We start from the raw sequence: 13,252 nt of genomic DNA on the forward strand, positions 1-13,252 counted from the left end.
GATGCATAAAGAGATAAGCCATAGAATGACACACTTTATAAAATGGTTCCTGTTTTTACTTCTGACAATCTATGTAAATCAAGGTGTTCTGCACGCACAGAGCCAGGTTCAGGCTACCGTTACAGGCATTTCTCAAATTCTTCCAAGTCCATATATCAGTGATTTTGAGCAGAATATTCGATCTGGCAATTACCAGGTTCATCTAAACGTGACAGGGACGAGTTCAGTCCAGGTGCGATTTCATGTGCGTTTAACGTTGGACAGCGAAGTTCTTGTCGATGAAATCTCTTTGCCGGGCACTTTTGATTCGGGATTTCACGTACTCAGCCCATTTCCCAATTTTGTTGAGTTTGAATCAACCACTCGCGAAATACTGGAAGACCTTCCCGGTAACCGATTCCGCCAGGCTTTTCAAACAGGATCTTTCCCGGAAGGAAATTACACCGTAACGGTAGAGCCTCAAATTGTTGGTTCCCAAATGCCGGGAATTCCGGGGATGGCAAATTTTATGGTACGCTATCCTCAGCCACCAACTCTGATTAACCCCACCAATGGTGCATCGGTTTCTGAAGCGATAATCACCCCGGTGTTTAACTGGTCGCCAGTGATGGGGCCGCCGGGATTGACTCTTGAATACGAATTTTTATTGGTTGAACTGTTTGACGATCAAAATCCGGCCGATGCCATTCTGAGTAATCGTGAACATGCATCTGCCTTAAGTGTGGGCAACACAACCTTACCTTATGCCGGAGGATATTTGCCACTCGAGGAAGGGAAAACCTATGCATGGCAGGTAACCGCCCGCGATGTAAATGGGGAAATACCCATTAAGAATGAAGGGAGAAGTGAAATTCATGTATTTACCTTTGGCTCTGAGCAAGATGAAGAAGAGCAGGGTTTGATTGCTAACGTTCCGGAAATGACATTTACTCCCGTAGAGAGTTTGATAACAGTTACGACAATTTCCGGAAGGGTAAATTGGAGATTCCGACCAACAGAAGGTTTTGAACAAATGCAGCCCTCTGATTTTAGAGATATGATTAATCTCACTGCTACAAATGATTCAAACGTACAGGTGGCTATTGATGATCCCAATTACAGTTTAGAAAATGCGAATTATAATGGGCAGATCTACACCGGGTTTGCCAATCAAATTGGCGGGGAGCAGTCAGATGAGAGTGATCAACAACGATTAACAGATCTTGCGGTTCCAGTATATGGTGGCGGGATAACAGGAAATATTCAGGTTCAAAATTTTGGGCAATCCATAGACGAGTATCAAAATCAGTTCGCTGATATTACGGAGCAGTTACAGACTCATCCAATGTCGGGAGCCGAAGTGAAAGCTGTGGTTAATATAGATGGGACCCCTCATGTGATTGCCTCTACCAAAGCCGATGAAAACGGAAATTATACACTTTCCTTTGCTCCCTCTGAACTCGACCGGCTGATCAATCAGCCAGAGGAATCAGAATCGTCAGGAAGCCCGCTTTCAAATTTTACCCAGCAGACTCAAATTCAAACGGTTAATATTCAAAATATAGATTCGCCGGTTTATCAAGCGAGTGATTTGAAACCGGCCATCCATTCTATTCAGATTGTTGTAGACTCACCCTACTTTACATTCTCCGAAGAGAAATTTTTAACCGTTAGTACGCTCAGTGCCAAGACCTATAATGCCGGTATAATGACCGCAACCGCATTGACCTATCGGATGTATCCCACAGTGGTAGACCATGAGGATGAAGAACGGGTTGCAAATGCAACGATCGAAATTTTCAGGCCGCTGGCCTGGTATGATGTTGCCCCTGCACTTAAGCCGGAAGGCTGGCCTCTTGATGCCGGAGATGAAGGATCACGGCAGATCATTAACGGAAGCACGGTATTGAAAGTTGCCGAAACAAATGCTTCCGGAATTATCACGCAACTTTTTCCCAGAAAAAAGGGGACGGCAGATCGATATGTCGTCCGGGTGAGTGCAGAGGGATTTAACCCGCTGGTAACCACACTTTCTGCATCACCACAACTGTCTGTGACCGAATCGGTAACGGTTGAAAAAACATACAAGCTCACAAAAGCTCCGCCCACAATCACAGGCCGCGTAGTTCGGCGTGATAATCAGGCGCCAATCAGAAATGCTGTTGTGGCCTTAGAACCACCCTCAGGTAATGATTCACGAATAGCAATGACGAATAGGGAGGGGCGATTTACAATTGCTGCAGCATCCGTCCTTGAAGAGCCCTATAAGCTTACCGTTACGAGTTCAAGAACTGCAAAATATGAAGAGGAACTTTTATTGAATGAGAGTGGGGTGACGATAGAAAGAGATCCATTGATAGTTGATCCCACTCTTATTTCGGTGGTGGGTAAGGTTGTGAATGATGAAGGGATTTCGGTCAGTAATGCTACCGTAAAATGGGAGGACGGAGGCAATCCGGTTCAGACAGATCAATATGGAAGGTTTGTAACGGCCAACACTGCCGGCACACATGTATTACAGATTCGAAAAATGGGTCATGCTGATGTTGATACCTCCATCACAATAGAAGTTTCTGATGAAGATTCCTGGGGTGATTTAATAAGAGAATCGATAGATACGGATTGGAATCAGGAAACGGCCGTGAACTTTGCGCAGAACACCGGGCAATGGGCAAATTCATTAGTAAATACGGAATCTTTTCAAATTGATATTGATAACGAAGATCAAGAAGAAGAACAGTTGCTTCCTTTCGAAGCGATGGGATACAATGGCAATATGTATCAGTCATATAATGTCAACAATACACAGACACTGGAGATCGTCAATCAGAACAACTTAAACATATCCCCTCAGCAGTTTGAGAATGCCTCCTCCTACTTTATGGATCTGATGGGTGAGAGTGGTTCTCCCGGCGATGTGCAGGATGTTGGCACAATTATCATCAGCCGGTCCGTCGGTAAACTGGATGTAACTGTTGAAGCTATATCCGATTCCAGCCCGATTGAAGGAGCCAACGTGGAAGTGGGCTCCGGTGGTTTGAATGCCAATACCGATGCCGAGGGAAATATCTATTTTGATGAGGCACCCAGCGGCACAGTTCCTGTGAAAGTGGTGGCTCCCGGAAGCACAAACTTTGTAACGGTTTCTACTGAAGTAACCATTACAGATAATGGCGACGTGACCACCGTAACTATCCCGATGGAGATTGGAGGACGCGCAACAGGAACCGTTACAGCGAACGGAAATCCAGTTGAAAACGCCACCATTCGGTTAGAGGGACGGGAAGATATTTCAACCACATCAGCGGATGATGGTACCTATACACTCCCCGGAATTCCGACCGGAGAATGGACGCTGAAAGTATCCAAATCAGGATTTGTAGGCGCTTCAGAAACCGCAACGTTTGCCGAAGATGATGAACAAACAATTGATTTCAGTTTACAGGACTCAGAATTTAATATTGCTTCACTGCTCGGTTTCGAAATAGAAGTGGATGAACTCTCCACCGAATCCGATACAACCATCAGCGGGGCATTTGTTTCTATTCAATCCAATGATCTCTTATCGGTTGATTCAAGGCTGAGAATTCCTTTTTCCGATGTTCAGGTATATGAAGATAATGGGATTCTGAAACCTATTGGCGGTGAAGTTCAAACCGATGCCAGCGAAATTACAGCGAAAATCTTTGATTACCTGCACGTAACCATCTCAAACCAACAAGGTCTGGTTGTACGATCACGGCAAATTCCGTCCGATATTGGCTATCTGGCCGGAAAGGTGGAAGTGGATTATGAATCCACATTTACATCGGCAACAGGATGGGAGTGGCCCAATGCGGCTGATCAGTTCCTGGAATTACCAAATACCGATGATCTGCCGGAAGGTATTGGGGAAGATGAACTTGTAACACTGACAAGCGATGGCTCTTTCCCTTTTCCTGATATTGGGGTGCCGGACTTTGAACTTCGTTTTGGTTCAGCCAGCGAGACAATTGAGTTGTATGGTTTTGATGTGACTCTGAATCTCAATGAGAGCGTGCTGAAAAATGACGGATTTCATATGAACGGTGATATTACTCTGGCTGGCATTCCATTGCTGGACACTGCAACCCTTTCTTTACAGAAGTTTTGGATTGGAACGGATGGTACCGTTCGGGAAGCAACTCTCGATCTGGATCCCAAACCAGAACTTGAACTTGCAAACTGGGCGATGGAATTGGCTTCCGGCGGGTTGTCAGAAACCGGGTTTTCTTTTGGAGGCTCTGTAGAATTGAGCGTTCCGGGATCCGATCCCACCGAAATCACCTTTTCTGATCTGTCTATTTCACCGGATCAGATATTCGGCGGTCAATTTTCGTTGCCATCAACCGGTATCGATGTATACGGCATTGTTCAGCTTCAATCTAAACCGGGCACGGATATTTCATTCGGAAAAGTACAAAATGAGGATGTGTATTACATTACCGGTGCAGCTAAAATTGATCTTCCAAAATATATCGATGAGAGCCTTGTGTTTCGGGAATTTCTTGTTCGAACGGACGGGCAATTCAGCGCAAACATTGCAGCCGATTTTGAAGCAGACTTCTTCGGTTTGGCCGATTTAACGGTCAACGGAGTTACATTTGAAAACATTGGAAGACCCAGTATTTATGTTGACGGTCAATTTGGTTTGAGAGCTATTCCGTTTATCACGGCTCAGGCAGGAGGCATCACTTATGAACCGGGTGGAGATGTCTCTCTCGATAAGATTGATCTCGATTTTGATGTCGGCGGAGTGGCAAGTGTTGGAGCCGGTATAGGGTTTGTAGATACGGCCCAGCGAACCGGATTCAGTGGAAGTGGAAATTTCGGAATTAGCGGTACTCCGCTCGACCTGGAAATAGACTTTTTTTACGAACAGGTAAACAGCGGCGGGATTTCATTTGGTGTTGATGTTAACACAGGCCTTCCACCCATCCAGCTCGGCACGGTAGCTCTGTCTGGCATAGGTGGAGGATTTAAGTACACAACCTCAAATACCGAAATGGAAATAACGTTGAGGGGAGTCATTTCAGTGGCGCCGGGAGCTGAACATGCTATTGCTTTAGATCCTCTTCAGGTAACGGTTGAAGCCGGAAACGGAGCTCCCGTTATCACAGGGCTTGCCCAGGTTGCAATTATGTCTCAACAGATTGCAGACGCTAAACTTACCATCGATTTTGGAAAACCATTTTTCGATTTAGAGGTAAATATTGGGTTCGAAAAACTGCAGGATGTGAATATCACCGTTGATGGCTCTTCACGGCTTGTACTCAGCGGGGAACAGGGAGATCAGTATTGGTTTGTAGGAGCCCGGTACGATGCTTCCTTGTTCGACTTATTTAATGCCAATGCAGACATCCTCGCAGCGTGGAATCTGGATGTCAGTTCTCACCCGGAATACCAGGAATACACCAGTTTCGTCTCATCAGATTATGTAACCGGCGGCGAGATAAATGGCATTCATTTAGATGTAGCTACAGAGTTTGGAATTCCCAAGAAAGACAAAAAATGCGCCGGTTTTCTGGTTGGTGAAGCGTGTGGCTGGTTTCATAACAGCACCCGTTGCCAGTTAAATGCAGATTTCGGAGGTGGAAATTATGGGTTCTTTTTGGGTAGCGATTGGAGCGGCGGGGGGAATGTAGACTTTTTAGGATTTGATGTTATCGGTGCTGATGTCTCTGCCAGTGGCTCGGTTTCGGGGAGTTATATCAATAATGTATGGCGGGCAAACGGCCGGGCAAGTGCTAAAGTTTCCGGGTATATCGGGGACTGTAAGGTGGGTTGCCAAACCAAATTTTGCTGGCCAAGTTGTGGGCTTTTTGATTGCCCTATACCCAAGGGTGCCAGCCTGTGTGTGAGCGGCAGTATTGAGGTAGACTATCGTTCAAACCGTGGTTTACAGGTTTCACTTGATCTCTAAAAATCTTAAAAAATTGACTTCAATGAATCAAAAGAATCGTTTTAGACTGTTACTCATTTTTTTTCTGGCGGGTATTATCATTTCGCCAGCTTTGCTTCGAGCCCAGCAAACCAACGTTCAATATGTAGAGGATATGGTAAACTGGACGGAGAACGGGATGGTTGTTTTTGTATCAGATGCTGCTCTTTCTCCGGACATGCCGCAAACCGGGCGGGTTCAGGGAATTATTTACCGGAGTGTCGGCGATTCTACATCGTACGAAGAGATAGGGAGACTGGGACGGGCAGAATCACTGGAGGAATTTAAAGAACGAGCTTCCGATGATTTAATGGCTGCACTTCTTGAAAGTACTGATGCAGAGACGGAGGAAGAGGTATGGGAGTTTGTTAAAGAACATCCAAAATCAGATGATTATGGATTTTTAGCATTTGATTCTGATTTCTGGAAAGCGTTTGGTACGGCATATTTTGATACGGAAAGTATTGAATTTCCCGAGGGAGAAACGGTGTATTATCAAATAAGATACCTGATGGACGATGGTAGTGTGTCAGATTACAGGATGGTAAGCTCTGACGTGGTAGGCCATCAACCCCGATTGCTTCGCCCGCAGGTGATCGACAGAATGGAGAGAGATAGTTTGGTGAGCGGCACATGGTCATCTCCTATTGAGGGGTCTGAAGATGCTTTTTTCGGCTATATCTATAAACAAATGGGGGATGACGGTGAATTTGAACGGTTACCGGAGCGCTTAATGGCCAGGAGAAATGAAGACAGTCTGCTGGTTTATCAATGGGAGGAAGCTGTTGAACCCGAACGGGCGTACCGCTATTTCATTGAACCTGTTGATCTTGTTGGGAATACCGGCCCTCGTTCTGATACGCTGACAGTTATTTCCGTTGATTTTGAGAAGCTGCCTCTTTTAGGGAATGTAACAGCAATAGACACCACAGCCGGAATTCATCTCAGTTGGGAGAAAATTCCCCAGAAGCCCTATCTCACAGGAATCGAGATTCGGCGTTCGCGCGATGCCCGGAAAGAATTTATCACGTTAGATACATTATCAACCCAGGCAACGGAATATTTGGATACGCAACTCATTCCGAATAAATCTTACTATTACGAATTCAGAATTGTAACGATGCGCCCCAAAAACGAGCTGCCATCTGCCGTTGCGAGTGCTTCGTTTAAAAACGAAATGATGGCTCCGGCGCCACCTTCGGGACTTACAGCGGTTCGGGAGGGAGAAGGAATTCGTTTAGACTGGGATTCTGTTGAAGAGCCTGATCTGTTTGCTTACTACGTCTATCGTGGTACAAGCCGGTACGATTCTCTGGTTGTCGCCTCTCCGGCCATCAAAGATACAACCACATTTTTCGATGATAACGAAATTTTGAGCGGACGAACGAATTATGTCTACGCCGTTAAAGCTGTGAATTTAAGTGAAATGGAGAGTGATTTGTCGGAGATGGTGGTGATTCGTCCCGATCGTGTGGTTCGTCCACCGGCCCCAACCGGAATTGAAGGATATGCCGAGCAGCAGCGAATCCGGCTTGTTTGGCGCGATCAAACTTCACGAGATAACGCCGTTGAAGGCTATAACATTTACAGGAGCAGATCGCCTCTGGAAATGACACCAGACAGTGCTGCTGCCGCCGACCAGGCAGAACAAGCCGGGTTTGAGAAAATAAACGAAGAATTAATAACAACTACGGCTTTTGATGATACTTCCATCGAATCCGGACAAACATATTATTACGCACTCTCATCTATGGATGCATTTGGAGTTGAAAGTTTAATGTCGAATCCGGCGGGATTTACAGGTTCAACACTATCTCTTCGGCCGCCATCTCAGGTAAGTGTAAGACCCGTTTCGGAAGGGATTGAACTGAGGTGGAACCAAACTCTCCAGGATGGCGCAACAGGTTACCGGATTTTTCGGCGAAGCCGTGGCCAATCAGAGTCCACTGCAATCGGTCTCAACGATCTTGAAGAGACAAGATTCCTGGATCAGGATATTTCATCGGGAGAATTGTATTGGTATTCAGTAGCGGTGGTTGGGGAAGAACGAGAGAGTTTTACAAGCCGTGAAGAATCTGTCCGGGCCGATTAAAGCCATTTTTAGGAATCATTTTTGATAGATTTTTTCTGTGGATTTCGCATAAGACCACAAGAAATCATTAAAAAAACGAACCCCACATTTTAAAAACCGATTATGAAATTTATCTACTTATTCCGGTCTCTTCCTGCAGTTGTAATAACTTCGATGCTTCTTCTTTCCTGTTCATCATCAACCGGTCCTTCTGATGATGATGAAGGAGAAACCAATCAAAAAATAACGGAGCAAGGTGTAGATGCAGAACTTGGAGATGAAACGGAATATATAGATGATGAGACCGTAGAATCGGCCATGACCGAAGCTGACAATGAAAATCAAACCTATTCATTTAATCAGCAGGCACTGGCAGATGCCGGAATTGAGCTGGAAGTAGGAGAAGTTTTATTGATTTCAAAAGTGGCACTGGGACGAATTACATCCGTGAGCGAAAATAATGGACAGGTCCAGGTAAAAACAGAATTTGTTGCACTCAATGAAGCTTTTGAGAATGCCGATATCGAGTGGAATCAAACGTTTGAATTTACAGATGAAGTACTGGAAAAATCAGTAATGGTTTATAAAGGTAAAGAATACCATCCTAAAGAAGATGATACCGCTTGTGCAGGGCTTCAGGCCGGGTGCATCGGGTGGAGTTTTGATGTTGGCGAATATAACCTGAAAGGACGGATTGTTGGCCAGGGAGCCGAAGCAGAAGTGATTGTAATCATGTCGAAGCAGGTAGGCGGAGAGAATGTGGCATTTCGCGCAGAGAGTACGATTCAATCCATCGACAATTACACGAATATTCAGATTCGGGATCATGAAACTCAAAAGTTTGATTTTTCAAATCCCAATATGCGGGGTGTGGCTAAATTAAGCCTGGCAGCAGCGGCAGGAGGGTTTACGCAGGATTTAGGTTTTGGGCCTTATACCATGATTCGTTTCCCTTATGCAGTTGGCCCGATTCCGGTAGTACTTGCCATAAAAGTGCGTACAGTTGCTAAATTGGATGTGCAAAGTAGTGCTTCTGCCACTGCTTCCGTTACTTTTTCTTATGGAGGGAGTGCAGGGCTTACCTACGATGGCAAAGATATTACTATCAATGAAAATAAAGGGCTTGAAAACCCACAAATTAGTGAAGGTGCCGGAGATTTGGCTGCTGCTATTGGGCTGAATGTGAATGCTCAATGGGGCTTTACGGCGCCTGAGCTCGAATTGCAGTTGTTTGGAAACGTGTTGGTGCCATATTTGCGGCCCGAATTTTTTCTGGGAGCCAATCTTTGGTGGGGGCCCGTTTGCCAGAATGTAAACGTTCGTTACAATGTAAGTTCGGGTATTGATTTACACTTTCTTGGAAAGAGTTTATCTACCCTTGTAGAAACGCCGGTGGTAGAAGAACAACGCTGGGACTACTCATCACCTGAAAATTGTCATCAACAACATCAACAAAAACAACTTGCCGATCAGGGATATTTAATATTCAGGAATTAAATTACCCGCAATAGAGGTTTATAATTCAAAGCAGAGAATATTTTCTCTATTAAACTCTGATTTGATATATGAAAGGAAAACTCTGCCCGTTGTTCACTACGTGAATTCTACACAGAAAAGTGTTATTTTTTGTGGCTAATCCAAATAGATAAACAGGTATGAGTAAAAAAGGGCGCGTTCTGGTTGCGATGAGTGGGGGAGTGGACTCCTCTGTTGCAGCCGTAATGCTTCACAAACAAGGATACGAGGTGATTGGCATCACCATGAAAACGTGGGATTACCATCGAAGCGGTGGTAACGACGGGAAAGAAACGGGTTGTTGTACCGTGGAATCCATGAATGATGCTCGCCAAATAGCGGTTCGCCACGGTTTTAAACATTTTATCGTAGACATTCGTGATGAGTTTGGGAATTGGGTGATTGACCGGTTCATTGAAGATTATACAAGCGGGCGAACACCTAATCCCTGTGTGCTTTGCAATACGCATATCAAATGGGCCGCCTTGTTGAGACGAGCTGACAACCTGGGGTGTGATTATATTGCTACAGGTCATTATGCAAATGTGCGTGAAGAGAACGGGCGATATATCATTTCAAAAGGGAAAGATCACAATAAAGATCAGTCGTATGCGCTCTGGGGAGTTTCGCAAGAACATCTTGCAAGAACCATTTTTCCGCTTGGTAAATACCGGAAGACTGAAATCCGCGAAATTGCAGAAGAATTTGGTCTGTTGAATGTTGCCACCAAGCCGGATTCGTATGAAATCTGTTTCATTCCTGATAATAACTATCATCGATTTCTCAAGGATAAAGTGGATGATCTTGAAGAACGGGTTAGCGGAGGTGTGTTTGTTGACCAACAAGGCAATGTAGTTGGAGAGCACAAAGGATTTCCGTTTTATACCATTGGCCAACGTCGTGGATTGGATCTGGCGATGGGCAAACCTGTTTATGTGACTCATATCGATGCCGAGAATAACGTGATAACCATCGGCGAAAAGGAAGATCTGATCAGTACAACATGCAAAGCCAAAGAGATCAATCTGGTGAAGTACGACCGGATTCCCGGCGGTGAAATGGAGATTACAGGAAAAATCCGGTATAATGACAATGGCGCTATCGGAACGATCAAGCAATTATCTGATGATGATATACAGATTACATTTCCCGCAGGAAGAGAAGCAATCACTCCCGGACAAGCCGTAGTTTGTTATGAGGGTGATGATGTAGTGGCCGGTGGATGGATCCACAAAGTGAATGTGAAAATGGAACATCAGGTTGAGTTTGAAGTCTGATGTTTAGGTTGTTAAATGAATCTTTTTTGCTTTTTTAATATGTATCCACGCCTGATTTTTTTACTAATTATTACTCTTTCATTGGGTGTAAACGCAGCTTTTGCCCAGTTTGAAGGTGAAATTCGTTTCCGCGTCTTTAACCCGGATCAAAAATCGGAAGAGACTGTGAATATGGAAATGACTTTTACGAAAAATCGGATTTTTATCGATTCAAATACCTCCACAAATGTAATGGCGGGATTGCAGGCCAAAGGCGTATTGGTTCGTCATGATCTTCAGGATTTTGTTGTGATTACGGATCAACAGGAAGCTCTAAAAGTTGCAAAAAGCGATTTGGAGAGTTTGATTAACCTTCTCAACAGAATGAAGGGACGTGAAGAATCAACAGCCAGCCAGCCCTTTCCGTGGGAAGAGAGATTGGTGCAGACAGGCGAGCAAAAAGAAATTTTGGGATATAATGCCCATCAGTTTATTCTCAAAGGAAATGCCGAGGGAGAGTATGCTTCTGTCTGGTTGACCGAGGATATTGTTGTTGACTGGGGATTACTCTCAGATGCCTGGTATGCCATCGGTTCAAAGCAGATTGATCAGGAAGTGCCTATCGAAATTGTGATGAACAACCAGAGTTTTCCTTTATTGATTGAAGCCTTTGAGAAGGATGAGCTGGTTTTTAAAGCAGAGTCCGTTTCTGTTGATGAAAATACTTTTGACCGGTCAAAAACCCGGCTTTCTTCAGATTTAAAAGTGATTGGGCTTACTGATTTGATGATGAACATGTTCATGCAGCAGAACTAATTTCCAATGACATTCAAAAGCTTCCGGTTACTCGGATTTTGCCTACTTCTTACCGGTTGCGCCTACTTTTCCAAAAGTACAGAGATAGAAGAAGTGCCCGCTTCAGTATATCCGTTGCCAGATCCTGAAATTGCTGAAAAACTGGATTCCTATCGTGATTTTTTAAATGAATTGATGGGACAAAAAGTGGCAACCGTAGAAGATACACTCAAATTTGGCAAGCCTGAAGGATCTTTGAGCAATATTGTGGCTGATGCCCTTCGTTTCCAGGCTGCTGCTGAATTACGAAGTTTTGTACATGTTGGCGTTATCGGGGAAGGTTCTTTTCAGCTTTTTCTGCTTCCCGGGGACCTTACAGTAGGCGATGTGTATGAATTTATGCCCTATGATAATCACCTTGTGATATTAACCATGAAAGGATCTCGTTTAATGGAACTCATTGAACAAGTAGCTGAAGTGGGAGGCGCGCCCATAAGTGGTGTACGTTTCAGGATTGACGAAGATGGGAATCCAAATGGGGTTTTGGTAAATGCAGAAGTATTAGACCCGGACCGGAAATATCTTGTTGCTACCAGTAGTTGGTCGGCAAACGGTGGAGATCAATTCCCAGCATTGTGGAATATCTCCGACCGAATGGATTTGGAAGTATCCATTCAGGATTTGTATATAGAATATTTCCGAAACCAGGTAGTGTTAACTACCTCAACCGATGGGCGAATCCGGTAATGATTTCAAGAAAAGAGTTTATAAAACAGTCGGCATATTTGGCCGCCGGTTCCACCTGGCTTGCAGGGTGGGGAAGTCTGGCTGTAAATGATTTTGAAGGCGCATCAATTACAATTCTGTATACAAATGATACACATTCCCGCCTGGACCCTTTTCCATCCAATGCCAGGGAATTTTCGGGGCTTGGCGGAATCGCAAAACGGTCATCTCTGGTTAATAAAATTCGTGCAGAAGAGGATCATGTTCTTTTGCTGGATGCCGGGGATGTATTTCAGGGAACGCCTTGGTTTGATGTGTATGGTGGAAAAGTAGATTTCGAGCTCATGAGTGAAATGGGGTACGATGCGATGGCTATTGGGAATCATGAGTTCGATCTCGGGCTTGAAGGATTTGCTGAAGCAGCTCAACTGGCCAATTTTCCTTTTTTGGCCGCCAATTATTCCACACTCAATACTCCCATCCATCCATTCGTGAAACGTCAGATCATCAAAGAATTTGATGGGTTTAAAATTGGAATATTTGGACTGGGAATTCAATTCGATGGAGTGATTGACCGCTCTCTCCATGAGGGGGTGAGATATCGTGATCCATCTATCATTTCAAAGAGAGTTGTAGAAAGTCTTAAAAATTTTCATCAATGTGATTATGTAATTTGCCTGAGTCATCTTGGATATCAGTATGAAGGAAACAGAATTGATGATGTTAAGCTTGCCGGTTCAGTATCCGGCATAGACCTGATCATCGGTGGGCATACCCACACTTTTTTAGAGGAACCTGTACCGGTAGAAAATCCTGATGGATCAAACACGCTCATCACCCAAATGGGACATGGTGGAGTACACTTGGGAAGAATAGATCTGAAGGTTTCTGATGAATCGGAAAAGCCGACCATCACCAGTCAATATTATACAATTGGAGAAGAAATATAGG

Annotated in this window: 7 protein-coding genes; all 7 read left to right on the forward strand. The window is 44.5% G+C overall.

The genetic code is table 11. The annotated features are described in order from the left end of the window. The first annotated feature begins 1 nt into the window (after position 1). The 7 genes from L0B18_RS06950 to L0B18_RS06980 all read left to right on the forward strand — a co-directional run bounded on the left by L0B18_RS06950 (position 2) and on the right by L0B18_RS06980 (position 13,251). A complete protein-coding gene (locus tag L0B18_RS06950; protein ID WP_234570691.1) occupies positions 2–5,920 on the forward strand; it encodes a carboxypeptidase-like regulatory domain-containing protein in 5,919 nt (1,972 codons plus the stop codon). Positions 5,921–5,942: 22 nt separating this feature from the next. Beyond that, on the forward strand, positions 5,943–8,030 hold the full coding sequence (locus tag L0B18_RS06955) for a fibronectin type III domain-containing protein (RefSeq protein ID WP_234570693.1): 2,088 nt from the start codon (positions 5,943–5,945) through the stop codon (positions 8,028–8,030). A 102-nt stretch (positions 8,031–8,132) separates the two neighbouring features. Next, on the forward strand, positions 8,133–9,506 hold the full coding sequence (locus L0B18_RS06960) for a hypothetical protein (protein WP_234570695.1): 1,374 nt from the start codon (positions 8,133–8,135) through the stop codon (positions 9,504–9,506). Positions 9,507–9,664: 158 nt separating this feature from the next. Then, positions 9,665–10,801 carry a tRNA 2-thiouridine(34) synthase MnmA gene (mnmA, locus tag L0B18_RS06965; RefSeq protein ID WP_234570697.1) on the forward strand — a complete coding sequence of 379 codons (1,137 nt, stop codon included), beginning with the start codon at positions 9,665–9,667 and terminating at the stop codon, positions 10,799–10,801. A 39-nt stretch (positions 10,802–10,840) separates the two neighbouring features. After that, the gene (locus L0B18_RS06970) at positions 10,841–11,596 is read left to right on the forward strand and encodes a hypothetical protein (RefSeq protein ID WP_234570699.1); all 756 of its coding nucleotides are present in this window, start codon (positions 10,841–10,843) and stop codon (positions 11,594–11,596) included. A 6-nt stretch (positions 11,597–11,602) separates the two neighbouring features. Continuing rightward, positions 11,603–12,322, forward strand: a complete 720-nt coding sequence (locus tag L0B18_RS06975) for a 5'-nucleotidase C-terminal domain-containing protein (RefSeq protein ID WP_234570701.1) — start codon at positions 11,603–11,605, stop codon at positions 12,320–12,322. After that, positions 12,322–13,251 carry a bifunctional metallophosphatase/5'-nucleotidase gene (locus tag L0B18_RS06980; protein WP_234570703.1) on the forward strand — a complete coding sequence of 310 codons (930 nt, stop codon included), beginning with the start codon at positions 12,322–12,324 and terminating at the stop codon, positions 13,249–13,251. The genes L0B18_RS06975 and L0B18_RS06980 overlap by 1 nt, the downstream gene beginning before the upstream one ends. Position 13,252: the final 1 nt, after the last annotated feature.

Source organism: Rhodohalobacter sp. 614A (genome assembly GCF_021462415.1).
GTDB lineage: Bacteria > Bacteroidota > Rhodothermia > Balneolales > Balneolaceae > Rhodohalobacter.